Origin of the sequence: Streptomyces sp. M41(2017) (assembly GCF_002078175.1) — a bacterium.
GTDB lineage: Bacteria > Actinomycetota > Actinomycetes > Streptomycetales > Streptomycetaceae > Streptomyces.
This window is the reverse complement of the sequence record NZ_MWFK01000002.1, coordinates 91,456-117,201: the sequence shown is the minus strand read 5'-3', so window position 1 is coordinate 117,201 and position 25,746 is coordinate 91,456. Positions and strand designations below refer to the sequence as shown.

General features: G+C 71.9%; 19 protein-coding genes. 8 read left to right on the top strand and 11 right to left on the bottom strand.

Features of this window, described 5'->3' with window-relative positions:
- Window positions 1-176: 176 nt before the first annotated feature.
- The 3 genes from B0675_RS26095 to B0675_RS26085 form a co-directional block, all read right to left on the bottom strand.
- Window positions 177-944 carry a hypothetical protein gene (locus B0675_RS26095; RefSeq protein ID WP_143661105.1) on the bottom strand — a complete coding sequence of 256 codons (768 nt, stop codon included), beginning with the start codon at window positions 942-944 and terminating at the stop codon, window positions 177-179.
- 107 nt (window positions 945-1,051) lie between these two features.
- The gene (argB, locus tag B0675_RS26090; protein WP_081223882.1) at window positions 1,052-1,930 is read right to left on the bottom strand and encodes an acetylglutamate kinase; all 879 of its coding nucleotides are present in this window, start codon (window positions 1,928-1,930) and stop codon (window positions 1,052-1,054) included.
- 705 nt (window positions 1,931-2,635) lie between these two features.
- Complete coding sequence (locus B0675_RS26085; RefSeq protein ID WP_081222078.1) at window positions 2,636-3,988, bottom strand: lysine N(6)-hydroxylase/L-ornithine N(5)-oxygenase family protein; 1,353 nt, start codon at window positions 3,986-3,988, stop codon at window positions 2,636-2,638.
- A 343-nt stretch (window positions 3,989-4,331) separates the two neighbouring features.
- On the opposite strand from B0675_RS26085, the gene B0675_RS26080 reads away from it, so the two are divergent.
- Window positions 4,332-4,976 carry an FMN-binding negative transcriptional regulator gene (locus tag B0675_RS26080; protein WP_081222077.1) on the top strand — a complete coding sequence of 215 codons (645 nt, stop codon included), beginning with the start codon at window positions 4,332-4,334 and terminating at the stop codon, window positions 4,974-4,976.
- Between the two features lie 42 nt (window positions 4,977-5,018).
- On the opposite strand, the gene B0675_RS41485 is transcribed toward B0675_RS26080, so the two are convergent.
- From B0675_RS41485 to B0675_RS26065, 3 genes are all read right to left on the bottom strand, one after another.
- Window positions 5,019-5,954 (bottom strand): LmbU family transcriptional regulator, encoded by a 936-nt coding sequence (locus B0675_RS41485; RefSeq protein ID WP_241539991.1) that lies wholly within the window; start codon window positions 5,952-5,954, stop codon window positions 5,019-5,021.
- A 233-nt stretch (window positions 5,955-6,187) separates the two neighbouring features.
- Window positions 6,188-7,369 (bottom strand): serine hydrolase domain-containing protein, encoded by a 1,182-nt coding sequence (locus tag B0675_RS26070; protein WP_081222076.1) that lies wholly within the window; start codon window positions 7,367-7,369, stop codon window positions 6,188-6,190.
- 137 nt (window positions 7,370-7,506) lie between these two features.
- Window positions 7,507-8,253: a thioesterase domain-containing protein gene (locus tag B0675_RS26065; protein WP_081222075.1), complete on the bottom strand. Its 747-nt coding sequence runs from the start codon at window positions 8,251-8,253 to the stop codon at window positions 7,507-7,509.
- 775 nt (window positions 8,254-9,028) lie between these two features.
- Between B0675_RS26065 and B0675_RS41480 the strand changes: the two genes are divergently transcribed.
- On the top strand, window positions 9,029-9,193 hold the full coding sequence (locus B0675_RS41480) for a hypothetical protein (RefSeq protein WP_179165433.1): 165 nt from the start codon (window positions 9,029-9,031) through the stop codon (window positions 9,191-9,193).
- Window positions 9,194-9,610: 417 nt separating this feature from the next.
- Here B0675_RS41480 and B0675_RS26055 read toward each other — a convergent pair whose 3' ends face one another.
- The 5 genes from B0675_RS26055 to B0675_RS26035 all read right to left on the bottom strand — a co-directional run bounded on the left by B0675_RS26055 (window position 9,611) and on the right by B0675_RS26035 (window position 12,820).
- Window positions 9,611-10,018: a hypothetical protein gene (locus B0675_RS26055; protein ID WP_143661104.1), complete on the bottom strand. Its 408-nt coding sequence runs from the start codon at window positions 10,016-10,018 to the stop codon at window positions 9,611-9,613.
- Window positions 10,009-10,473 carry a hypothetical protein gene (locus B0675_RS26050; RefSeq protein WP_081223881.1) on the bottom strand — a complete coding sequence of 155 codons (465 nt, stop codon included), beginning with the start codon at window positions 10,471-10,473 and terminating at the stop codon, window positions 10,009-10,011. The genes B0675_RS26055 and B0675_RS26050 overlap by 10 nt, the downstream gene beginning before the upstream one ends.
- Window positions 10,474-10,559: 86 nt before the next feature.
- Window positions 10,560-11,399, bottom strand: coding sequence for a Scr1 family TA system antitoxin-like transcriptional regulator (locus tag B0675_RS26045; RefSeq protein ID WP_081222072.1), 840 nt, complete (start codon window positions 11,397-11,399; stop codon window positions 10,560-10,562).
- Complete coding sequence (locus B0675_RS26040) at window positions 11,396-12,139, bottom strand: DUF6879 family protein (protein WP_081222071.1); 744 nt, start codon at window positions 12,137-12,139, stop codon at window positions 11,396-11,398. Before B0675_RS26040 ends, B0675_RS26045 begins: the two co-directional genes overlap by 4 nt.
- A gap of 258 nt (window positions 12,140-12,397) precedes the next feature.
- Entirely contained in the window at window positions 12,398-12,820 is a 423-nt protein-coding gene (locus B0675_RS26035; RefSeq protein ID WP_179165432.1) for a hypothetical protein, read from the bottom strand.
- Window positions 12,821-13,303: 483 nt separating this feature from the next.
- On the opposite strand from B0675_RS26035, the gene B0675_RS26030 reads away from it, so the two are divergent.
- From B0675_RS26030 to B0675_RS26005, 6 genes are all read left to right on the top strand, one after another.
- The gene (locus B0675_RS26030) at window positions 13,304-13,519 is read left to right on the top strand and encodes an MbtH family protein (RefSeq protein WP_081222070.1); all 216 of its coding nucleotides are present in this window, start codon (window positions 13,304-13,306) and stop codon (window positions 13,517-13,519) included.
- A gap of 327 nt (window positions 13,520-13,846) precedes the next feature.
- Window positions 13,847-14,458, top strand: a complete 612-nt coding sequence (locus tag B0675_RS26025; protein WP_241539990.1) for an LmbU family transcriptional regulator — start codon at window positions 13,847-13,849, stop codon at window positions 14,456-14,458.
- Between the two features lie 94 nt (window positions 14,459-14,552).
- A complete protein-coding gene (locus tag B0675_RS26020) occupies window positions 14,553-16,139 on the top strand; it encodes an amino acid adenylation domain-containing protein (protein ID WP_081222069.1) in 1,587 nt (528 codons plus the stop codon).
- Window positions 16,140-16,177: 38 nt separating this feature from the next.
- Entirely contained in the window at window positions 16,178-16,408 is a 231-nt protein-coding gene (locus B0675_RS26015; protein WP_241539989.1) for an acyl carrier protein, read from the top strand.
- 291 nt (window positions 16,409-16,699) lie between these two features.
- Complete coding sequence (locus B0675_RS26010; protein WP_081222067.1) at window positions 16,700-17,887, top strand: NAD(P)/FAD-dependent oxidoreductase; 1,188 nt, start codon at window positions 16,700-16,702, stop codon at window positions 17,885-17,887.
- Between the two features lie 45 nt (window positions 17,888-17,932).
- Window positions 17,933-25,744 carry a non-ribosomal peptide synthetase gene (locus B0675_RS26005; protein ID WP_081222066.1) on the top strand — a complete coding sequence of 2,604 codons (7,812 nt, stop codon included), beginning with the start codon at window positions 17,933-17,935 and terminating at the stop codon, window positions 25,742-25,744.
- Window positions 25,745-25,746: the final 2 nt, after the last annotated feature.

Below are 25,746 nucleotides of genomic sequence, written 5' to 3'. Positions count from 1 at the left end.
TGCTGGGCCGTCGATGTTGGAGGGTGGACCGTGAAGGCTCTGCTGAAGACCCGTCGCTCGAAGGCAGTGCCTGGGACAGCGCAGGTGCACAGGCACTTCCTCAAAAACCCGTTCACCTTACCGAGCCCGCAGGCGACGTCCGGCAAGAGCGACTGGCCGGCCCTGAAGAGAGCTGTCTAGGGCAGGCCGGTCAACGCGGAGAACACGTCGTCGAGTTCGTGCGAGTGCACCGTCAGCGACTCGGCCGTGAGCGCCGCCGCGTCCAGCACCTCGAGCACCGCCCGCAGCATCTCGGTGCCCGCCTCGCCGGGGATCTGCAGGGTCAGCGTCGCAGGATCGCTGACAGCGCCCCCGCCCGGCCCCGCGCCGAAGGCGGCCCCCGCACGATCGAGCGCCACCACGTCCGCGAACCGCAGCCGCACCACCCCCGCCGGCGCCCCACCCCCGACGCGCCCGCTCACCCTGCCCGCCCCGCGCTCCGCGGGCACGAGACGCAGCCCGGCGGAAGAAGAAGCAGCCGCCGTTCCGGACACCTGGGCAAGCGGCCCACTCCCACTGGCGTACACGCTACTGCCGTACGGCCTGCCGTCGTACCCGTCCTCACCGTCGACCTCGTACACCCCGACGTCGTACCCGTACACGTCGGCGTCGTCCACATCGTAGGAGTCGGCTTCGATGAGGGCCCTCAGCAGGATCCCGCGGGCCTCGGGGGACAGGGAGAGGGCCAGGCGGCGCGCCAGTTCGCGGGCCTGGCCGCCGGCGCTCTCGGCGGCGACGGCCAGTTCGGCGGCCCGCCGCGGCGTGAGATCCGCCCCGGCCACCAGACGCACGTCATGGCCCTGCCGCGGCAGGTCGGCAGGGCGGGGTGCGGGTGCGGGGGAGGGCAGGGCGTGCAGGTGAGTGCCGGCCGGGCCGGGAGCCCAGGGGGTGTCGGTCACGGGCACGGCCCTCGCCTTCGCTCGCGTGGTGCCGTCCGCGCCGCCGACGGGCCCACTGGCCCGGGCGACCCGCCCGCACCGCTGCTGTTGGTGTGGCTCACGTGGTCGGTGGTTCACGGACGGGGCTCACTCTCGTGCGGGTCCGCCACGATGAGCGTGCCCGCCCGGTGTCCGGCGAACATCTGCAGGAGCACCGCGTGCGGGACCCGTCCGTCGATCACCCGGGCCGCGCCCACCCCGCCGCGCACGGCGTCCAGACAGCCGGTCATCTTGGGCACCATGCCCTCGCTCAGTTCGGGCAGGAGCTTCTCCAGCTCGCCGGCCGTCAGCTGCTCGATGACCTCGTCGCTGTGCGGCCAGCCCGCGTACAGGCCCGCGACGTCCGTCAGCATGACGAGCGCGTGCGCCCGAAGCGCCCGCGCCAGGGCGGCGGCGACGGTGTCGGCGTTGACGTTGTGGACCAGGCCGTCCTCGGTGCTGCGGGCCAGCGGTGAGACGACCGGGATCCGGCCGTTGGCCAACAGGCCCTCGATGACCCCGGTGTTCACCCCCGTGATGTCACCGACCCTGCCGATGTCCACCGGTTCCCCCTCGATCCACGGCACGTGCCGCACCGAGGTGAGGGTGTCGCCGTCCTCGCCGGTCATGCCGACGGCCAGCGGCCCGAACCGGTTGATCAGACCGACCAGTTCGCGCTGCACCTGACCGGCGAGGACCATCCGCACCACCTCCATCGCGGGCGGTGAGGTGACCCGCAGCCCGGCCCTGAACTCGCGCTGCAGGCCGCGCCGCGCGAGCTCGGCGTCGATCTGGGGGCCTCCGCCGTGCACCACCACGGGCCGCAGGCCGGCGTAGCGCAGGAAGACGACGTCGCGGGCGAAGGCCGCCGTGAGGCCGGCGTCGACCATGGCATGGCCGCCGAGTTTGATGACGATCGTGCGGCCCTGGTGGCGGGCCAGCCACGGCAGGGCCTCCCCGACCGCCGAGGCCATCGCCTGGGCGGGATGCACGCTGACGGTCACGAGAACCTCGCACGCCGAGGGGTGGGGCCGCCGGCGGGGCGGTTGGCACGCATAGGCACGACTCCTTCGGTAAAGGGCCCCGGGCCGCGGGGGCGGGCTCCGCAGACCGGTGGACATGCGCTTGAAGACGGCACGAAAGGACTTGGCCGTGCGGCGCCCCGTTGGGAAGGTGAACACCTAAAGGCCCCGCCCGCCGAACGCGCCGCCATCATCGCGCCGCACACGGACCGGCGGAAGCCGATTCCCGCCGGCACCCGCACACGGGCGGCTTCTTCGCTCTTTTCCGCATGCCGCCGCCCAGGGCACTCACGTCCTGCCGACAGGACAGCATCCGGTATCAGCCGCGAGCATAGGCGGAATAGTTCCCACAGCATCCCTCTTTCGGTCCGGTGAACCGGAGCAACGGATCGCTCGAATATCCCTCGCGGGGCGCTCGCGTTCCGCTTGAATTCCGCTCGCCGTTCCCTCGGGAAACGGTCCGAGCGCGGGCGTTCCGGGGAGCCCGCGGACGCCGTGCACGGAGAAACCGCCGTACCCGAACACCGCAAGCCGAACACCGCGAGCCGAACACCGTGGGCGGCCGCTCGCGGCCTGCTCGCGTTCCGCTCTGGGTCCCCGGTGCCGACGGGGCGGCACCGGGGGACCGGGCGGCACCCGCCCGGGGGAGGGCGCGGATCAGACGGCGGAGGGTTCGGCCTGCACCGGGCAGCCCTGCTCCAACTCCCGCTCGGTGCGCCCCAGTACGATCGAGTCGGCGATCTCACCGCTGCGCACGGCGATGTTCGACAGCAGCGCCGACGACAGGCCGTGACTGTGCTCGGTGCCGCCCTGCAGATAGATACCGCAGGTCAGATCCGACGCGGGCACCAGGCGGTAGTCGCGCTCCACCCGGTGGCGGCCGGCCGCGTCCCGCTGGAAGTGCCGGTCGAAGTCGCCGAGCAGCCGGGCCGGGTCCAGGCCGTCGTAGCCGGTGGCGAACACCAGCGCGTCGACGGCCAGTTCCTCCGTCGAGTCGTCCAGCAGCGACCGCAGCAGCACCCGCGTCTCGTTCCCGGCCCGCTTGACCTCCGCGACCCGGGTCAGGTTGCGGAAGTGCAGCCGCCGGCTGCCGCGCACCTGCTCGTCGTACAGCCGCTGGTAGAGGGACTGGATGACGTCGGCGTCGACCACCGAGTAGTTGGTGTTGCGGTGGTAGCGCCAGAACGCGTCCTGGGCCCGCTCGTTGCCGAAGTAGTACTCGTCGACCGCGCCGGGGTCGAAGACCTGGTTGGCGAAGGGGGTGTCGTCGGCGACGGAGTAGCCGTAGGAGGGGATGACCGCGCTGACCTGGGCGTCCGGCAGCGCGTCGTGGAGGAACCGGGTGATCTCGGCCGCGCTCTGCCCGGCGCCGACCACCGCCACGCTCTTGAGGCCGGCCGGGTCCTGTTCGTTGAAGCGGCCCAGGAACTGCGAGCTGTGCCACACCCGTTCGTCCGCGCTCACCCCCTCCGGCAGCCGCGGCACCAGGCCCGTGGAGATGGCCACGTTGCGGGCGGTCACCCGGCTGAGGGTGCCGTCACCCGCGCGGACCTCGACCTCGACGAGGTCGGGACGGGCCACCCCGCCCTCGGTGCCTGGCCGGATCGCGGTGACCTCGGCGCCGTAGGTGACCCGGTCGCCCAGGCTCGCGGCCGCCCACTCCAGGTACTGGTGGAACTCCTGGCGGGTCGGGAAGAAGTCCTGGTTGTTCACGAACTGCACCAGCCGGTTCGCGGCGTGCAGATACGAGATGAAACTGAACCGGGACATCGGATTCCTGAAGGTCGCCAGGTCCTTGAGGAAGGAGATCTGCATGGTCGTCGACGGCAGCAGCATGTTCCGGTGCCAGCCGAACGAAGGCTGCCGCTCGAAGAAATGGGACGTGACCGGATGCTCCGGAGCGCTCGCCCCGTGCTCCTCCAAGGCGATCGCGAGCGACAGGTTGGACGGGCCGAACCCGATACCGACCACGTCGTAGATCTCCTGGCTGCGCCTGCCCGTTATGCCCATAGAAAACTCTCCCGCTTGCGTCTGGAAAACTCGGCCGGTGGCCCGAGAGACCGTTCTGCAGTGTTGCTGTGGAGAGCCTCTCAAAGGCAACTTGAAGATGGCATGAAGACCGTTCGAGAAGTTCTCGAAGTGCCCGGCATCCGGAAAGCGTTGTCCTGCCGGCGGGACGGCGATATGGTCGGCGCACATTTCCAGAACTCCGCGCGGCACCGCCGACGGCGAGATGCCCGGAGCAATACCGGACCCGCGTGCGATCCGATCCGCGATCGGCCACGCCCCGAACCGAAACCGCTCGTCGATCCACCGTCATGCTCCGAGCCATTTTCCGAAAGGGTGAATCCGCATGTTCGTGCCCAGCTCCTACCGTGAACCGGACAGTTCGTGGATGGTGGACCTGATCCGCGCCAATCCCCTGGCCCTCGCGGCCGCCAACGGCCGCCCCGAGGACGGCCCGTTCGCCACCCACCTGCCGGTCATCTTCGACCCCGACACCTCGGGGGAGTGGACGGGCGAACTGCCCGGCGCCACCCTCCTGGGACACATGAACCGGGCGAACCCCCACTGGGCGGCACTGGAGTCGGGCAGCGTCCTGCTGCTGACGTTCACCGGCCCGCACTCCTACGTCTCACCCACCGTCTACGAGGTGACCCCGGCCGCCCCGACGTGGAACTTCACCGCCGTCCACGTGCGGGGCGTGGTGGAGAAGATCGACTCGGTGCAGGAGACCCTGGGCGTCGTGGAGTCCACCGTCCGCGCCTTCGAGGGACGGTTCGGCGACGGCTGGGACATGACCGCCTCCCTCGGCTACTTCCGCAAGATCGCGCCTGCCGTGGGAGCGTTCCGCTTCACCGTGACCGGGGCCGAGGGCATGTTCAAGCTCAGCCAGGAGCAGCCCGGCGAAGTCCGCGAGCGGGTCCGGGAGTCGTTCGGGCAGAGCGCCTGCACCTACAAGCGCGAGACGGCCGGCCTGATGAGCCGGCTTCCCTGAACGACACCAGGCGGGGGGGGGCGGGGGCCGCGGCGCCGGATGTCAGGCGCTGACGGCCACCGCCCGCACCCGCACCGCCCTGCCGCCACCGGCCGCACCGTCCCGGCCCTCACCCCTGCCCACAGCCGGCGCCCCACCCCGCGCCGCAGCCGGTGAGACGGCTGCCGCGCCGCGTGCCGCGACACCCCGGACCCCGGACACCGCCTCCCGGCCCCCCACAGGCCCGCCCTGCCCTTCCGACGCGTCCTGCGGGTCCTGGGCGTGCTGCGGGTCCTGCGGGTGCTCTGCGTGGTCGACGGGTGCGTCCGGGTCCCGCAGCGCGGTCGCGGCCGCGCTGTCCAGTGTCGCCGTCACCCACTGCTCGAAATCGACACCCAGCTGCTCCGCCGCCCGGTGCCACCACTGCAGACGGCTGCCGGGCAGATCCAGACGCTGAGCGGCCTCCTCCGCCTGCGCCACGGCCGGCTGCTGCTGCTCGCTGCGGCGCGCGGCACGCAGCGCACTGCGCAGCTGCTTGGTCGTCCACCGCTGCCGCTCGGCCCGCTCCAGCCACCGCTCCTGCTCCTCGGCCGGCATCGACGCCAGCTCGGCATGGTGCTGGAAACTCAGGCCGGCCCGGCGCCGGGCGAGCGGAAAACGCCGCGACACCCAGGCGTAGTTGCGCAGCGTCTGGTAGGAGAGCCCCACCGCGCGTATCCCGCGCTGGTAGCGGTCGGTGTAGTGGTCCTTGCCGTAGACCAGCCAGTCGCCCAGCCACCACGACGAGGAGTCGAGGACATCGGCGAGCTGACGCCCGGCCCGCTCCCACTCGTCGTACGCCATCAGCTCCGGCATCTGCAGACCCACCCGGGTCGTCAGCACCTGACCCCGGCGCGCCCCGGCCGCCACCGTGCGCGGCTGCTGCGGCGCGCCCTGCGTGAGAGCGGTGGCCGGGCCGCCGTGCGACCCCGCGGTCCGAACGGCCTGACGTTCCATCATGCCTCCAGTGAGAGAAGGGGGTTGTGGCACACGACCGGCGAGGACTCTTCCAGCGCGGGCTGGAGCGGAACCGGAGCCGAACTCGAACTACCGCACGGCGAACACCTCTACGACGTTGCCCCGCCCCGCCCCGTCCCTCAGGGGACGCGGGGGAGAGGGGGAGAGGGGCATCGCACCGCCGCCGGGACCGGCCGGCGGGGCGACAGGGCGTCACCCACGGCCGGCGGGGCCGGTCAGTGCGCGGCGGACGGCGCCGGGCAGAACTCGGCGTCCAGGACGGGCAGGACCGTTTCCGCACCCCAGTTGCTGTTGTAGTTGAACGTCAGCTGGTGGCTGCCGTCCTCGGTCAGGGCGGACAGCGACAGCCACCCCACCGCGCCGCCGTCGTGGTACCAGAGGGTGATGCCGCAGCCCAGCGTGAGCCGCTCGATGCCCAGCCCGTAGGACGAGATGGGGAAGTCGGGGTTGTCGACGGTCGTCTTGAGTTCCTTCAGCTGCTGCGCCGGCAACAGCTTTCCGCGCAGCAGGGCCCCGAAGAAGCGGTTCAGGTCCGCGGCGCTGGAGATGATGTCGCCGTTGCCCCAGTTCTGCGAGCCGTTGACCGCGGTCACGTCGTCGACCCGGTCCGGCTGCGCGGCGAACAGCCGGGAGTAGCCGCGGCTGCTGGGCCGGGGCAGGCCGGTGCGCTCGCCGGGATTCGACGTCGCCGTGAGCCGCAGCGGCTCGATGATCCGCCGGCGTACCTCGTCCTCGTAGGAGCGGCCGGAGACCTTCTCCACCACGAGGGCGGCCAGGACGTCGTTGGTGTTGGAGAACCAGTGCCGCACACCCGGTCCGAACGCCGGCGGGTGCGCGAGGGCCACCTTCACCCGCATCAGGGGCGTCAGCGTGTCGTAGCGGTGGCGCAGATACCCCTCGCCCGCCAGATACGTCTGCCCGTACGCCGGGTCCGAGACGTAGTCGAACAGGCCGCTGGTGTGGTTGAGGAGCTGACGCACGGTGATCGCACGGCCGTCGTTGCCGTTGCCGCTGACCAGGCCCGGCAGGTAGCGGTCCACGCTGTCGTCCAGGCGCAGCTTCTTCTCCGCCTCCATCTGGAGCAGGACCGTCGCGACGAAGGTGTCGGTGATGTTCCCGGTGCGGAACCGGTCGTCGGTGCCGCGCGCGGCGCCCGTGGCCAGGTCGCCCACGCCCGCGGCCGTCTTCCACACCCCGCCGGCGTCGCGCGCCGCGGCGGTGACACCGGGGACACCGGCCGCGACGGCCGCCTCGAGCGCCCGCCGGGTCGCCTGGTGGGCGGCCGGGGCGGGGGCGGTGTCGTGCGCCGCCCGGGCCGGGGCGGTGAACACGCCCGCCGTCAGCGCGAGCGCCGCCACACCGACCGCACCGGCCCGGGATCTCTTGCCTGTCCTCATGTTCTGGCTCCTGACATTCATCTGTCGGTACGTGTCTGCCGCAGGGGTCCGTGCGACGTACGACGTGCGGGTACGGGTCCCTGCGCGGTGCGGGGCACGTGCCGTGCCCGCCGGGGGTGGGGTGGGGTGGGATGGGGTCAGCGGGGGCGGGCCGTGGTCGCGGCGTCGAGCGCGGCGGTCGCGTCCCGCCGGATCTGGCGCAGCAGCGGCGAGGGATCGCCGGCGAAGTAGAAGTGGCCGCCGTCGAAGACCCGCAGGCCCAGGAAGGGCTCGAAGTGGCGGGCCCAGCCGGTCATCGAGGCGGGCGGGACGGAGCGGTCCGCGCCGCCCGCGTAGGCGGACAACGCCACCGGCAGTACGGCGGCGTCCGGGGCGGGCCGCCAGGTCTCCACCAGCCGCAGGTCGGCGCGGATGACCGGCTCGAACAGGGCCCACAGATCAGGGTCCTCGAAGACATCACCGGGTGTGCCGCCGAGCAGCTTCAGACGCTCCCGCAGGTCGGCGTCGGACAACTGGTGGTAGCGCTGCCCCTGCCCTCCCGGCTGCGGTGCCGTCCGTGCCGAGAGCCCCGCCCACACCGGCAGCGGCAGGCCCCGCGCGAGAGCCCGCCGGGTGATCTCGTACGTCAGCAGGGCGCCCATGCTGTGCCCGAACAGGGCGTAGGGGCCGTCCAGTTCCGCCTCGATACCGTCCAGCAGATGGTCCGCGAGGCGGCCGGCATCGGTGATCTGCGCCCTGTCCAGGAGCAGCCCGTGGCCCGGGGCGTCGAGCAGCCGCACATCCCACGACGGGGGCAGAGCGGCGGGCCAGGTGCGGTAGAGCAGGTGCGAGCCGCCCGCATGGTGCAGGACGAACAGGCGCAGGGCAGGTCGTGTGCTGTTCATCGCTCTCCCTCGGATCGGGCCGCGTTCCGGGGACCATAGAACGGCTCCCGCCCGTCGTGTTCCGGCCACCGCGCGCCCTGTGCCGCGGCTGTGGCGGCTCTCGAGCGGCCCTCAGGCACAACACCGCGCCACCCGACCCCGGACCGCCCGCCTCCACCGCACACCAGCTCCTCGGCCCTTGGCCCTCGGCCGCCGCGGCGCCGACGGGCAGCCCCACCCCGCACCGGCACCCCGACATCCCCGCACCGGCCGCCCCGCCCCCGGTGCGCCGCAACCCGGCCGCCCGGCCACCGGCCCCGTACTTCGGCCGGCCTCGCCGTCCCCGCGAGCCGTGCGGCCGCCCCTCTTTCCGCCACCCACACCCACACCGCATCCGTGTCCGCAGACGGCCGGCTCCGGCACAGACCGGGCAGGAACCGCCCCGGGTCTCGACCAGGACTCGACCGGCCCTGTGCGAACCCTCGCTAGATTGACGGACGTTGGCACCAGCGACGCGGCCGGCCAGGCCCGTACGACACCTGCGGATCCGCCCACAAGGCCAGGGGTCCCCACCACCGCTCGAACCGGAGCGGACGCCACACGGGCCTGGCTGCCGTACGCTCCCGCCCAGCTCCAGTACCGCGAGGCAGACGATCTCGCATCCGTACGTCATGGACCGGCTGCACCGTCCCGGTCCCGGGCAGCTCCCGAGGGAACGCGAGCGCCCTTCGACGCCGTGGTGTCCGATCGGCCAATCTGCGCCCAGGACAGCGAAGTCCGGCGAAGGGACGAACCGGTGAACGACGACTGGCAAGAACTCGACCAGCCACTGCGCCACGCCCACACCCACAGCTACGTCGGCGGCACGGCACAGGCGGGCGCCCCGCCGCTGCGGCTCGCCGGCGCGGACGACGAGGCGGCGGTCTCCACCGAACCGCACATAGTCCGCGGCATCGACTGAGCCGAGCCACCCGATTTATGGACCTGATGCGCGAAAGAGACAGGAGGCCTGTCCCTCTGGCGTTTCGAGCTCATCGAAAAGTAGCTGCTCAGAAGTGCACGCTGCGTAAGGCTCGGTGCATGGATGCGTATCCCATCACCGAGCCCGGAACAAGCTCGGAGCCATCGCCCGGCAGGTCGGCGCCGAGCACAGGCAGGTCGCCATCACCCACCGTGGGCAGATCGTGGCCGTGTTGATCAGTCCGGCCGAGTTGGAGGAGCTCGAGGGTTTGGTTGCGGTCCTCTTCCTGGCGGCTTGATGGCCTGGAGCCCGCCCGACCTGGGGTACGCGGGGGAAGAGCAAGGGCGGGCGGGCGTTGTCCCCCGCTGCCGGTGCACTGCCGAGCGCACCAGCAGCGGGAACAGGAGGGCGGACAGATCAGATCCGCCGGCCGACCGCGAGGGTGTCGTTCCCGGCGAGCCGTGCGATGGCCCGCAGGATGATCGAGAGACGCCGCTCGCCGAGGTCGGAGACCGTGGACAGCGGAGTGTTCCCGATGCCCACCATCGACAGGACCAGGCCGAGGAACGCCCGCTCCTCGGCGTCCAGGCCGAGCGTGTAGACGCGGCCCATCAGCCCCTCCCAGCCGACCGTGGCCACCTCTGGGAGGTCAAGGAGTCCGAGGGCTCCGAGCACGCTGCGGTGGGCGAGGATCGTCTCCTCGTCGACGAGGGCCTGCGCCGCGGCCAGCTCCCGCTCTGTCGTCGCCGACTCGATCAGGCGCGCACCGCGCAGTTCAAGGAGCGCGGTTTCTGTGGTCTCGGTCGAGGTGGTCGTCATCTGCATGCCTCCGAGGGGAGTCGGGGCCCGCCGCCGGGACTGAGCGCAGCGCCGAGCAGTACGGGGCCGGTCAGCCGGCCCGAGCCGTCCGGCCGTTCGATCCACACCCGGCCGCGTACCGGGTACAGGACTGGTGGGCAGCGCAGGATCCATCCGCGCGACCGGACGGTGAGTGTGGGGATGTCGTCGAGTTCGTCGGTGAGGGTGGGCGGGAGCAGCCACCAGGCGATGCCCTGGTGGCAGTCGGCCAGCACCGGGCCCCGCCGCTGCGCCGGGATCGCCTTGATCGCGTCCATGGTCCGGGGGAGCGTCGTCTCGCCCGCGGTCCAATGGCCGCTGGTGGGGAAGTCGCCGAGTTCGTCGGCGTCCCACGCGGCGCGTATCTCGGCGGGGGTGTCGGCGCAGGAGAGGAGCCAGTCCTGTCCCGCCTGCCCTACGTACGGGGCAGAGTGCAAGGTCATGACCAGCACGGTAGGGAGCCGTGCGAATCAGCGTCCGATCCGATTCGCGAATATTCGCCCGCCCGGCTCGGCGATTCGCGGTGATGCTACGGGCGGTCCGTGAACTGCGCCCGTGCCCGCGCGACCAAGCGCAGCGCGTGCGTCCCGTACACCGCGGACTGGTCGAGGGTGTCCCACACCCGGCGGTAGAGGGCGAGGCTGTCCGCATCGGTCAGCCACAGCTCGGCGTGCCACTCCTCGACGATGGCCGTGCGGTCGTCGTACAGCCAGAAACCGTTGGCCGGCGGGACGCCGACCTGCGCGCCGAAGGGGACGATGCCGAGGCGCACGGTGTCCAGGCCGATCACGCTCGTCAGGCGGTCAAGCTGCGCGGCGATGACGCCCGGAGGGGCGACCCCCGCGTGCAGCGCGGCCTCCCACAGCAGGACGTGGAACGTACGGCCGGACTGGTAGAGGAGGCTCTGCCGCTGGACTCTGGCGCGCACCGCGTCCTCGACGTCCCGGGGCGACTGGTGGAGCTCGGCGTACCGAGTGAATACGGTGCGCGCGTAGTCCGGGGTCTGAAGCATGCCGACGACCATCGCGCCCTGCCACGCACGCAGCTCCGTAGACCGCTCGTACTCGACGGTGAGGACGTCCTGCACCGGCCGGTGCCCGGCCCGCAGTTGGCGCCGCCACGACCGCGTCTGTGTCTCCAGGCCCTGGAGTCGGGCCGTGAGTTCCGAGGCTGTCTCCGGGTCACCTACGGCTTCGGCCCACGCGGTGACGTCGTCCGCGGTCGCGGTCTGCCGTCCGGTCTCCAGCTTCGAGACCTTGGCCTGCGGCCAGTCCAGCAGGCCTGCGAGATCCCGCTGGGTGCGGTCGCCGCGGAGTTCGCGGAGCCGGTGGCCGAGCGCCTCGCGGGCTTGCTGGAAGTCCGTGCTCACATGGGCAAGTTACCCGGAGCCTGGTCGTACGGCACGGCGTGATGCCAGGCAGCTTCGCGGGCCTGCGCGTATCGGAGGACCTGCACCGGATCGGTGATCAGCTCGACGCCGGTCATGTTGTCGGCGTCGTCGTGGTGGAGCAGCGCGACCACCCGCGCGTCGAACAGCCAGAAGTCCTCATGGGGGAGGCCCAGTTCCTCGGCGCGGCTGCGGGCCATGACGCGGATGTCCTCGCCCACCGCGGCGTTCCGGGCCGCGTTGTCGAGGAGGTACCGCTGGCCCACGGTCGGCGGCTCGTCGAGGATCCGCACCCGCTCAAACCGCTTCCCGAGTGCGGACTGCTCGCGGCGGCCGGCGCACCAGGGGTCGTCGAGGTCCCAGTCGACGCGGCCCTCGGCGAGGAACTGGGCGTAGGTGTCGGTCTCCTCGTCGGAGGCGTAGCGGCGGCGGGTCTCCAACCTCCACGCGGAGTACTTCAGCTTGGCGAACATGCCGCCGAAGTCCTCGAAGCTGATGAACTGGGGCACGTGCACGGGCTCCTTCGGGCCGAAGTTGGCGAGCAACTCGCGCGGCACGGTCACGGCCGCCTCTCCGTCCGCGAGGTCGAGCTGCGCGAGTTCGGACGCGGCGGTCACGGGATCGCCCTGGACGACGTACGTGTCGGTACCGGGCTCGCTGTACAGGGTGGGGCATCCGTCGTTGCCGGAGTTCGTGCCGACTTTCCATAGCTTGCGGGTCATGAGGTCCCCTCACGTAGACGGTGGTCCGCACGGTAGCTGGCCACGCGACGGAGCCAACAGGGCGTCGAATCTCGCGCTCCGTGCCACAGGAGCGACGTCGTGTGGAGCAGTCAGCACCTCGGTTGCCCCCGTTGGGAACGAAGTCCGGATCCTGTGGTTGCGATGTTCACCGACGACTCTGAGGTCCGCCGGCAGCTCGATGAACACGGCAAGTTGGACGAGGTCACGCCCGCCCCCCTCACGGCATAGAGATTGCGGTTAGGGGGCTTCTGACCTGCACACTCGTTTCGGTCGGCCCTCAGCTTCATATGCCTCCGGTTTGCGGGCCGCGAGCCGGTGCAGCACCTCCACCGCGCGGACGCGCACCTCATCGCCGAGGACCGCGGCCGTGTCGGCGAGCGGGTCGGCGGGCTGGAACATCGGCTCCTCCGCGGCGGCCCCGCCCTCGTACAGTCCCATCGCCCGCGTCACGACCGGCGTCACCTCGTCGATGCCCTTGTCGGGGTCACGCGCCACGTAGTGCGCACGGACCACCTCGAACGGCTTCGCGGAGAATCCCACGGTCATGGCCGTGCCGAGGTCCTCGCCCGGGATCAGGGTCGTCGCGGTCACGCCGGCCTTGCGCTTCCCCGAGCCGAGGAGACTGTCGTTCGCCACGTAGTCGCCGACCGCGAACGCCACCCGGTGCCCCGCCCGCACGCCCCGGCCCGGGTAGGGAACACACCCGGGGCACCGGCCCCGGAACCCCCCGGGACGCCCATGGCCGCCCTGCCGAACTCCCCACGGCCCAAGTCGTCCCGGTCCCGGCGTCAAGCCGCTCTGAACCCGGCCTCCAGCCGCGCTCCGGCCACCCGTCCCCGAGTGTGGGCGGCCGCGCATCGTGGCACAGGAACCCGGCCCGGTACAGAGGATCCCGGCCGGGTGCGGGCCCTTTCCCGGGCGGGGCGGGCGGCGTGGCGGCGGCCCTTGTCGTGCCGGTGGCCCGCTCCATACGGTCGTGGCAACGCCGGGGTCGCACCGACGCCGGGTGTCCTGTCGACCGGACGCCCGGGTGTCCCGTCGACCGGACAACACCGGCCGGTGAAGCCGCCCGGTGCGCTCTCGCACCCGGCCCGGCGACAGCCCATCCCGAGTCACCTTCATGACGGTTAAGGACGGTGCCAGTTGAGCACGAACCCCTTCGATGACGAGGACGGCCGCTTCCACGTTGTGGTCAACGACGAGGAGCAGCACTCCCTGTGGCCGGCGTTCGCCGAGGTGCCCGCCGGCTGGCGTGTGGTCTTCGGCGAGGCGGCCCGCGCCGAGTGCCTGGAGTACGTCGAGTCGAACTGGACCGACCTGCGCCCGCGGAGCCTGCGCGAAGCCATGGCCGCGGACTGAACACTGCACCCACCGAACCGGGCTGACGTTACGTCAGATCGCGGGGCCCGGCCGACGGGCCCCGCGATGCCCCCGGGGGCGCCGGTGCGCGCCTGCCGCGTCCCGGCCCACGCGAGTGGCGGAGCGAGCCGACCCGGACCGACGGCGGCGACCGGCACCCGGCACGGCCGGGCAACCGGTCGACGACCGGGCGAAAACTGCGAGTTGGGAGATGAAGTTGTGACGGGCGCTGCGAGAACTGCGAGCAGGTACAAGCCGAGGCCGCACACCACGGGAGAGCCGGCCCAGCGCGATGTGGTCCTGTCCTTCGTGGGGACGCACGCCACGGTGCAGAAGTCGGGAATGGTCTTCCCGCAGAACCTCTCCGAACGGTCCTGGGAACAGATCGGGGCCAACCTGCGGGAGCTGGTGAACTCCTCGGCCTGGTGGCTCGCCGACTGGCTGATCTACGGAGAGGCCACCTACGGGTGGCGGCGCTACAAGGAGGCCGTGGAGCGGACCGGGCTCGACTACCAGACCCTGCGCAACTACGCCTGGGTGGCCCGCCGTTTCGAACACGACCGACGGCGCGACAGCCTCAGCTTCGCCCACCACGCCGAGGTGACCCGGCTCTCCCCGCCCGAGCAGGACTACTGGCTGCGCAAGGCGGAACAGCAGAAGTGGTCGCGCAACGAACTGCGCCGCGCGGTGCGCGCCAGCCTCGCCGTGCAGAGCGGAGAGCACACCGAGCTGTCCGACAGCGCCGGCGACGGCGGGCAGGACGCCACCACCGGGTCGCCGCGGACGGCCGGGCAGGTCGGGAGCAAGGTCACCACACTGACCATCGAGCTGTCCGCCGGCCAGCTGGAGTACTGCTCCAAGGCCGCCGCCGCCCACGGACTGCCCGTCGACAAGTGGGTGGCCCGGATGCTGGCGAGCGCCGAACGCCAGAGCGCCTGAGAGCGCACCGCCCCGGCGTGCCCGGGGTGAACCCCCTGCCCAGGTGCCGCGGGCGCACCGCCCGACCGGACACCGCACACATCGGAGTCAGTTGATGATCCTTCAGGGAAAGCGGGTGGCCCTGCCGCCCTCGCCCGTCGTCCACCGGCGGTTCGAGGAGCACGCCAGGACCACCCCCGACGCCCTCGCCGTCGTGTGGTCCGGCCGGCAGGTGACGTACGCGGAACTCGACGCCCGGGCCAACCGGTTCGCGCACTTCCTCACCGCACACGGCCACGGCCGCGGCGCGAAGGTCGGCATCTGCCTCGACTACTCGATCGACATGATCGTCGCCATCCTCGGCACCCTGAAGGCCGGCGCGGCCTACATACCCTTCGACCCCGCCTACCCCGCGGCCCGCCTGCACCTGCTGCTCGGCCAGGTACCCGACCTCGCCCTGATCGTGGCCTCCCCGGCCACGGCCGCCATGGTCGAGCCCGCGGGCGCCGAGGTCATCGACCTCGAACAGCTCGCCGGCCACCTCGCGACCCTCCCGGCGACCGGCCCCGACGTCCACGTCACCGGCGACGACCTCTGCTACGCGGTGTTCACCTCCGGCTCGACCGGCACCCCCAAGCTGGCCGCCGTCCGCCACGAGGGCTGGTTCAACCTGATGAACTGGCTCCAGCTCGAATACGGCCTGCACCGCGGCTCCCACAACCTGGTCGTCTCCGCCTTCGGCTTCGACCTCTCCCAGCGCGCCCTGATGACCCCCCTGTTCTGCGGCGCCACCCAGCACCTGATGGCCAGCCGCAACTTCGACGCCATGCTCGCCCACCGCATGCTCACCCAGTACGACATCCGCGTCGTGCACTGCGCCTCCAGCACCCTGTACCTGCTGGTCGACTGGGAGAACGCGCGCGGCGGCGACGCACTCGCCCGCCTCGACTACGTCCTGTTCGGCGGGGAACCCCTCAAGAGCGAACGCCTCACCCGCTTCGCACGCCGCCCCGGCACCACCTGCACCCTGCTGCACCAGTACGGCGTCGCCGAGTGCACCGATGTCGCCACCTCCTACGACCTGGCCCACTACCGGCCCGGCGAGCACGACATCGCCCCGGTCGGCCGGCCCGCCCACAACACCGCCATCCACCTCCTGGACGCCGAACTGCGCGAGGTCCCGGCAGGCCAGTACGGCGAGATCTGCATCTCCGGAGCCGGCGTCGGCGCGGGCTACCTGGGCGGCAGCGGCCCCGAGAACGCCAAGTTCACGACCGTCGACGTCGAGGGGACACCGCTGCGCCTGTACCGCACCGGGGACCGCGGCCTCATCGACGACCGCGGCCAACTCGTCGTCGCCGGACGGATGGACGCCCAGGTCAAGGTACGGGGCATGCGCATCGACCCCACCGACGTCGAACGCGCCCTGGGCCGGCTGACCGGCGTCCGCGAGGCGGCCGTGGTGGTCACCTACAACGACGGCGGCGAAGCCGAACTGAACGCGTTCGTCGTCCCCTTGGGCAACGACCTCGCCGAGGACGACCTGCGCACCCGCCTGCTGTGGACCCTGCCGCGGAACATGGTGCCGTCCCGGTTCACGAACATCTGGCGCCTTCCGCTGAGCCCGCACGGAAAAGTGGACCGCGCCGCCCTGGCGGACGTCTGCCGCACCCCGTACGCCGGCAGCAACTCCCAGGCATGAAAAGGCCCTTGGCCGTGACGACAACCGAGAGGAATGCGATGACCGCCGACCGCGTCCGCGCCATCTGGTGCCGGGAACTCAAGCGCGACGACATCACGCCGGACGACGATTTCTTCGCCCTGGGCGGCCAGTCCCTGATCATGGTCAGCATTCAGGGCGCATTCATCGAGGAACTGGGCGCCGAGGTCCCCATGGACCAGATGTTCCTCAACCCGACCGTGGCGTCGATCGCCGCCTACATCGACTCCCAGGCCGCCCTCGCCCCGTAACCAGCACCCCCTCACCCGCCCCGGCGGACGCGGGGGCCGTCCCGCCGGCGGGACACCCGGGGCATGCCCGCACCCTTTCGACCCCCCTTGCGGCCACGCCCTTTCACGGCCCGCAGGACCTCTTCATCCCGCCCGCACGGGCCGGATAGCCTCCAATGCGTCCACGGCCACCGCCCCCCGTTTCTTTCTCTTTTTCGCGGCCGGCCGCAGCGAACAGCGCACCCCTTTCACCCCGGCACCGTTCGGCCGCGGCCGAACCGTGCCCAAAAACAATCCGGTAAGAGAGGCGCCATGTACGACGTGATAGTCATAGGTGCCCGTTGTGCGGGTTCGCCGACGGCCATGCTTTTCGCACAGCAGGGCTATCGCGTCCTGCTCCTGGAGAAAGCGCGCTTCCCCCAGGACACCCTCTCCTCGCACTACATCCACCAGCAGGGCATCGCCCTGCTCAACCGGTGGGGCCTGCTCGACAGGATCCGCGACTCGGGCGCCCAGCCGATCACCCACCAGCGCTACGAAGGCCCCGGCGTACGCATCGAGGGCTTCTCCCTGCCCATCGACGGCCTGCGCACCACCTACGCGCCCCGCCGCTACGTCCTCGACCCGATCCTCGCCGACGGCGCCGTCGCGGCCGGCGTGGACTTCCAGCAAGGCTGCGCGGTCAACGACCTGCTCTTCGACGGCGACCGCGTCACCGGCGTGCGCTACACCACCCCCGCCGGCACCGTCACCACCGAACAGGCCCGCCTGGTCGTCGGCGCGGACGGCATGCGCTCCCTGGTCGCCCGCAAGACCGGCGCCCCCAACGTCATCGAACACCCGCGGATGACCTGCACCTACTACAGCTACTGGTCAGGCGTCCCCTCCGACTTCGAACTCTACGAGCGCACCGGCCGCTGGATCGGCGTCCTGCCCACCAACGACGACCTCACCCTGCTCATGGCGTACTTCCCGCAGGAGGACTTCGGCCAGGTCCGCAAAGCCGTCGAACCCGCCTACCTCGACGCCTTCCGCACCACCGCCCCCGAACTGTACGAACGGATGCAGGCCGGCCAGCGCGTCGAGCAGCTCTACGGCACCGGCCACCAGGACAACTACTTCCGCAAGGCCTACGGCCCCGGCTGGGTCCTGGTCGGCGACGCCGTCAACCACAAGGACTCCATCACCGCCCGCGGCATCACCGAAGCCTTCGTCCAGGCCCAGACCCTCACCGACGCCATCGGCCAGAACCTCCACGAGGACACCGCCCTCAAACCGGCCCTGCGCCGCTACGAGAACAGCCTGGGCGACGAGGCCCTCAACCACTACCAGGGCGCCCTGAACGTCGCCGAACTCAAGCCCGAGGGCCGCACCGACATGCTGCGCAAACTGGTCGGCCACCAGCAGCACATCGACCGCTACTTCTCGACCCTGTCGGGCGCGTGCTCCATCGACGACTTCTACAACGACGAACTGCTGACCCTGCTCGACCAGAGCTGACCACCCCACGACCCGCTCCCTGGTAACGCCGAATTTGGAGACAAGATGATCCCGTTGTCGTTCGCGCAGCGCCGGCTGTGGTTCGTGGACCGCTTCGAAGGCTCCTCGCCGACCTACAACGGCGCGTTCGCCCTGCGGCTGACCGGCGAACTGGACGTCGACGCACTGCGGGCGGCGCTCCACGACGTCGTCGACCGGCACGAGGTGCTGCGCACGGTCATCGTCGAGGACGACGACGGCGTCCCGCACCAGCAGGTCCTGGCCCAGGGATACGAACAGGTCACCCTGCCCCTGAGCGAGGTCACCCCCCGCACACGGGACGCGGCCGTCGACCGGGCGGCCAAGCAGACCTTCGACCTGGCCACCGACGTCCCCATCCGGGCCGTCCTGCTGCGCTGCGCACCCCGCGACCACACCCTGGTCCTGGTCGTCCACCACATCGCCCTGGACGGCGAATCGCTGGGCCCCCTGCTGCGCGACCTCACCACCGCCTACACCGCCCGCCGCGACCACCACGCCCCGCAGTGGCAGCCACTGCCGGTGCAGTACGCCGACTACACCCTGTGGCAGCAGGACGTCCTGGGCCAGGAGTCCGACCCCGACAGCCTCGCCGCCCGCCAACTCGACTACTGGCGCCAGGCGCTGGCCGACCTCGCCCAGCCGCTGGCCCTGCCCACCGACCACCCCCGCCCCCGGACGGTCAGCTCACGCGGCGACCTCGTCGAGTTCCCCCTCGAACCCGGCCTGCTGCGCGCCGTGGAGAAACTCGCCGCCGAGCAGGACATCACCGTCTCCATGGTCATGCAGTCCGCACTCGCCGTCCTCCTGCACCACCTCGGCTGCGGCGACGACATCCCCCTCGGTGCACCGATCGCCGGCCGCACCGACGAGGACCTGCGCGACCTCGTCGGCTTCTTCGTCAACACCTGGGTGCTGCGCGTCGACCTCTCCGGCAACCCCACCTTCCTCCAGCTGCTGCACCGCGTCCGCGAACGGGCACTGGCCGCCTACGACAACCAGGACATGCCCTTCGAACGGCTCGTGGAGCGCCTCAACCCCGACCGCTCCACCGCCTACCACCCCTTCTTCCAGGTGATGCTCGCCTGGCAGGAGCCGCTGGGCGAACTCCACTTCGCCGGCCTGGACGTCACCTCGCAGACCCTGGAGACCGGCACCGCCAAGTTCGACCTGTTCTTCAACATGATCCCGGACAGCTCCGGCGGCGCCGGAGTGCGCCTGGAGTACGCCACCGACCTCTTCGAGAAGGACACCGTCCGCGCCCTCGCCGCCCGCTTCGTACGCGTCCTCGCACGACTGACCGCCGACACCGGACGCGGCGTCAGCAGCATCGACGTCCTCGACGACAGCGAACGCGACCAGCTCCTGACCTTCACCACCCCCGCCGACGCACCGCACGGCACCGGACAGACGGTCCCCGACCTCTTCGAGGCCCAGGTACGGCGCACCCCCGACGCCCCGGCGCTCGTGTGCGAGGGCCGCACCCTGACCTACCGCGGGCTCGACGAACGCGCCACCCGCATCGCCCGCGAGCTCACCCGCCGCGGCGCCGGCCCCGAGGACCTCGTCCTGCTCGCCCTGCCCCGCACCGAGGACCTCGTCGCCGGCCTCCTCGGCATCCTCAAGTCCGGCGCCGGCTACGTACCGATGGACCCGCAGTACCTCAGCGCCCGCGCCCGAACCATCCTCGACGAAGCAGCCCCGCGCTTCGCCGTCACCGACACCGCCACCTGGCAGGACATGCCGCCCAACACCGTCGAGGCCTTCCACCTCGACGACCCCGCCCTGTGGAGCTCCCCCGACACGGCGCGGGAACGGGCCGTCCACGGCACGGCGCCGGCCCCCGGCAACCTCGCCTACGTCATGTACACCTCCGGCTCCACCGGCACGCCCAAGGGCGCCGCGATCACCCACCGGGGCGTCGTCGACGGCATCCGCGCCCTGGCCCGCACCGTCGGCGCCGGACCCGGCCGGCGCATCCTCGCCGGCACCTCCGTCAACTTCGACGTGTCCGTCTTCGAACTCCTCAGCGCCCTGAGCACCGGCGGCACCGCCGAACTCGTACCCAACGCGCTGGCGCTGGCCGAACGCGACCACTGGGACGGCCACATCATCAGCGCCGTCCCCTCCGTCCTGGGCGAACTCGTCGGCCACCTCGACAAGAGCCCCGACGTGGACACCGTCGTCCTCGCCGGCGACGTCCTGCCCGCCCGCCTGGTCCGCCAGGTCCGCCAGGCACTGCCCGGCGTGAACATCGTCAACTCCTACGGGCAGAGCGAGAGCTTCTACGCCACCACGTTCACCCTCACCGCCACCGAGGACCTCCCCGACGCCGACGTCACCCCCATCGGCGGCCCGCTGCCCGCCATGCGCGCCTACGTCCTGGGCCCCGGCCTCGCCCCCGTACCGCACGGAGTCATCGGCGAGCTGTACGTCGCCGGGAGCTGCCTGGGCCGCGGCTACCACGGCCGGCCCGCCCTGACCGCCGACCGCTATGTCGCCGACCCCTACGGGCCCGCCGGCGAACGCATGTACCGCACCGGCGACCTGGCCCGCTGGAACACCGACGGCCGCCTGGAGTGCGTGGGCCGCGGCGACGGCCAGGTCAAGGTGCGCGGCTTCCGCATCGAGACCGCCGAGGTCGAAGCCGCCATCACCCAGCACCCCGGCATCAGCGAGGCCGTCGTCATCAGCCGCACCGTGCCCTCCGGGGCCCGCCAACTCGTCGCCTACGTGGTGCACACCGGCGAAGGCGCCGTCGGCGACGACGGCGCCGGCGGCATCGGCGACGTCGACGTGCAGTCCGGCGCCTCGGCCGCCGAACTGCGCAAGTTCGTCGCCGCCCGCCTGCCCGACTACATGGTGCCCTCCGCGTTCGTCGCGCTGGGCCGCCTGCCGCTGGGACCGACCGGCAAACTCGACCGCGCCGCACTGCCCGAACCCGAGTTCCAGGGCGAGACCTACCGCCGGCCGCGCACCGAGGCCGAAACCGTCATCGCCGCCGCCTACGCCGACGTCCTGGGCGTCGAACGCGTCGGCATCGACGACGACTTCTTCGCCGTCGGCGGCGACAGCCTGCGCTCCATCCAGGTGGTGGCCCGCGCCCGCGCCCGCGGCCTGAACCTGACCACCCGCGAGATCTTCGAGTGCCGCACCGCGGCCCGCCTCGCCGAAGCGGCCTGCGCCCGCCGCGAGCAGGCCCCCGTCCTGGCCGAACTCGACGGCGGCGGCGTCGGGGAGCTCCCGCTGCCCCCGGTCGCCCGGCACGTCTTCGAACACGGCGGCGGCACCGACCGCTTCGCCATGGCGATGGCCCTGGACCTGCCCGCGACCATCGACGCGGACACCCTGGCCGCCACCCTGGACGCCGTCCTTAACCGCCACGACCTGCTGCGCGCCCGCCTGGTGACCGACACCGGCGCCGGCGAACCCGCCCTGCTCGTGCCGCCGCCCGGCAGCGTCCGCGCCCACGACCTGATCCACCGCGTCGACTGCGACGGCCGCTGGGAGGAGCCCGCCCTCCTCGAGGCGGCCCAGCAGGAACTGCACGACGCCGTCGGCCGCCTGAACCCGCGGGCCGGCACCATGGCCGACTTCGTGTGGTTCGCCCCCACCACCGGCGCCACCGGCCGTCTCCTGGTCGTCCTGCACCACCTGGTCGTCGACGGCGTCTCCTGGCGCATCCTCATGTCCGACCTCGCCGAGGCCTGGCAGCAGGTCCGCTCCGGCAGCACCCCCGACCTGCCCGCCGTGGGCACCTCCGCCCGCCGCTGGGCCGCCGCCCTCCAGGACGAGGCCCTCTCACCGCGGCGCGAAGCCGAACTCGACTACTGGCGCGACCTGCTCGAAGCACCCAACCCCCCGCTGGGCAGCCGCCCCTTCGACCCGGCCCGCGACGTCATGTCCACCCTGGACACCGTCCGCATCGACCTGCCCGCCGACGTCACCGAAGCCGTCCTGAGCACCCTGCCCGCCGCGTTCAACTCCACCGGCACCGACGTCCTGCTCGCCGCCCTCGCCCTGGCCGTCGGCCACTGGAACGGCACCGGCCACCCCACCCTGGTCCGCATGGAGGGCCACGGCCGCGAGGACCACGTCGTGCCCGGCGCCGACCTGTCCCGCACCATCGGCTGGTTCACCAGCATGTACCCCGCCCGCATCGACGTGTCCGGCCTCGACGTCACCGACGCACTGACCGGCGGACCCGCCGCCGGACAGGCGATCAAACGGGTCAAGGAACAACTGCGCACCGTCCCCGACAAGGGCCTGGGCTACGGCCTGCTGCGCCACCTCAACCCGGAGACCGCCGACCAGCTCGCCGAACACCCCGCCCCGCAGATCGGGTTCAACTACCTCGGCCGGATCTCCGCCTCCGACGTGCCCGAACACCTGCGCGCCGACGGCTGGGGGCCCGCCTCCTGGTCCGCCGACCTGATCCCGCAGCCCGACCCGGACCTGCCCGCCCTGTCCGCCCTGGAAGTCAACTCCCTGGTCACCGACACCCTCCAGGGAACCCGGCTGCAGGCCGCGTTCATGTTCCCCACCGGACTCCTCACCCGCGAGCGGACCACCGACCTCGCGAACCTGTGGGTACGGGTGCTGCACGGCATGGCCGCACACGCACAGCGCCCCGACGCCGGCGGACTGACCCCCTCCGACGCCCCCCTCGTGACGGTCCGCCAGGACGAGATCGAGGCCTGGGAGCAGACCTACGGCCCGCTCAGCGAAGTGTGGCCGCAGGCCCCGGGACAGTCCGGCATCCAGTACCAGGCGGCCCTCGCCGACGGCTCCTTCGACGTCTACCACATGCAGTTCGTGCTGCACCTGAGCGGACACGTCGACCCGGCCCGCATGCGGGCCGCCGGCCAGGCCCTCCTGGACCGCCACCCCAACCTGCGCTCCGCGTTCCTGGCCACCGACAACGGCGAGCCCGTCCAGGTCGTCGCCGACCACGTCACCCTGCCCTGGCACCACCACGACCTGAGCGGACAGGACCCCGCCGCACAGGACACCGCTCTGGACCAGGCACTGGCCGCCGACCGCGCCGACCAGCTCGACCCCACCCGGCCCCCGCTGATCCGCCTCGCCCTGCTCACCTGCGGACCCCAGCAGGCGAAACTCATCGTCACCGCGCACCACACCCTCTTCGACGGCTGGTCCTCACCGATGGTGATCACCGACCTGGTCCGCCTGTACTCCAGCACCGAGGACCTCCCCGCGGCCCGCAGCTACGGCGACTACCTGGCCTGGCTGTCCGCACAGGACCTGCAGGCCTCCGCCGCCCGCTGGAAGCAGGAGCTGGAGGGCTTCGACCAGCCGACCCTGGTCGCCCCCAACGCCGCCCTCAAGGGCACGTCCTCGGCACTGGGCCGCGTCGAGGTACCCCTGTCGATCGACAAGGGACGCGAACTGGCCCGCCGCGCCGCCCAGCTCGGCGTCACCCTCAACACCCTCCTGCAGGGCGCGTGGGCGATCCTGCTCTCCCAGCTGACCGGACAGCAGGACGTGGTGTTCGGCGCCGCCGTCAACGGCCGCCCCGCCGACCTGCCCGGCTCCGACGAGATGGTCGGCCTGTTCATCAACACCCTGCCCACCCGGGTCCGCTGCCTGCCCGAGCGCAGCATGGGCGAGGCCATCACCGACCTCCAGGACCGCCAGACCGCCCTGCTGGACCACCACCACTACGGGCTCGCCGACATCCAGCGCGACATCGCCCTGCCCGCCCTGTTCGACACCCTCATCGTCTTCGAGAACTACCCCATCGACCGTGAGGGCATCGTCGACGCGAACACCTCCGCGGGCTTCACCATCGACAGGATCCGCCCGTTCGCCGGCTCCCACTACCCGCTCACCCTCAACTCCGCCGACCCCTACCTGCGGCTCTCCCTGGACTACCAGAACAACCTCTACGACCGGCCCGCGGCCGAGGAGATCGCCGCCCGCCTCGTCCGCGTCCTGGACCAGCTCCTGGCCGACCCGCACACCCGCCTCGGCGCCGTCGACGTCCTGGCCGAGACCGAACGCGACTGGCTGCTCGAAACGGTCAACGACACCGCCGAACCCACCCTGGACACCGGCCTGGTGGACACCCTGGCCCGGCACGCGCAGGCCACCCCCGACGCACTCGCCGTCACCGCCGAGGACCGGTCGCTGACCTACCGCGAACTCGACGAGGACACCAACCGCCTCGCCCACTGGCTCACCGGCCGCGGAGTGGGACCCGAATCCCTCGTCGCCGTCCGCCTGCCCCGCACCGCCGACCTCGTCATCGCCCTGCTGGCCGTCCTGAAGACCGGCGCCACCTACGTGCCCGTCGACCCCGACCACCCGGCCTCACGCATCGCCCACATCCTCGACGACTCCCGCCCCGCCCTCGTCCTGGACGCCGACACCCTCACCGCGGCCGCCGGCGACCTCACCGCCCAGCCGGCGACCCCCCTCGGCACCGTCGTCCCCCCCGACCAGGCGGCCTACGTCATCTACACCTCCGGCTCGACCGGAAAACCCAAGGGCGTCACCGTCACCCACCGCGGACTCGCGAACTTCCTGGCCACCATGGCCCGCCGCTTCCCCCTCACCGCCGCCGACCGGCTCCTCGCCGTGACCACCGTCTCCTTCGACATCGCCGGCCTCGAGCTGTACCTCCCGCTCCTGTGCGGCGCGGGAATCGTCCTCGCCGACAAGGACACGATCGCCCAGCCCGCAGCCGTCCTGAAGACGATGCGCGAGCACCACGTCACCGTCGTCCAGGCCACCCCCGCCTTCTGGCAGATCCTCCTCATGGAGGAACCCGACGCCGCCCGCGGCCTGCGCATCCTGGTCGGCGGCGAAGCCCTGCCGCCCCAACTCGCCCGCACCCTGGCCGCCCAGGCCGCCGACGTCGCCAACGTCTACGGCCCCACCGAGACCACGATCTGGTCGACCAGCACCCACATCGGCCCCGACACCGGCGTCCCGCCGATCGGAACCCCCATCGGCAACACCCGCCTCTACGTCCTGACCGCACGCCTGGACGCCGCCCCGCGCGGCGTGCAGGGCGAGCTGTACATCGCCGGCGACGGCCTGGCCCGCGGCTACCAGGGCCGGCCCGACCTGACCGCCTCCCGCTTCGTGGCCTGCCCCTTCGGCGCGCCCGGCGAGCGCATGTACCGCACCGGCGACCTGGTCCGCTGGGGCGAGGACGGCCGCCTGCAGTACATCGGCCGCACCGACTTCCAGGTCAAGATCCGCGGCTTCCGCATCGAACTCGGCGAGATCGAGCACGTCCTGGCCGAACACCCCGCCCTCGCCCAGGCCGTCGCCATCGTCCGCGAGGACCGCGAGGGCGACCAGCGCCTCGTCGCCTACGCCGTGCCCGCCGGCAAGACCGACCCCGCCGCCCTGGACGTCCCGGCCCTGATGGCCCTGCTGCGCGAACGCCTGCCCGAGTACATGGTCCCCGCCGCGATCGTGCCGCTCGCCGCCCTGCCCACCTCACCGAGCGGAAAACTCGACCGCGCCGCCCTGCCCGCCCCCGACCACGGCGAAGCGGCGAGCGGACGGGCACCCGCCAACGAACGCGAGGAAACCCTGTGCCGGCTCTTCGCCGACCTGCTGGGCCGTGAACGGATCGGCGTCGACGACGACTTCTTCGCCAGCGGCGGACACTCCCTGCTCGCCACCCGCCTCAGCGGCCGCATCCGCAAGGAATTCGGCATCGACTCCAAGGTCACGATGGTCTTCCGCAACCCGACCGTCGCCCAACTGGCCCTGCGCATCGAGGAGCTGACCGCCCCCGACCAGAACCGCCCCCGCCGCGCGAACCGCCCCCAGCTGCGCCAGATGACTGTGCAGGAGTAGCC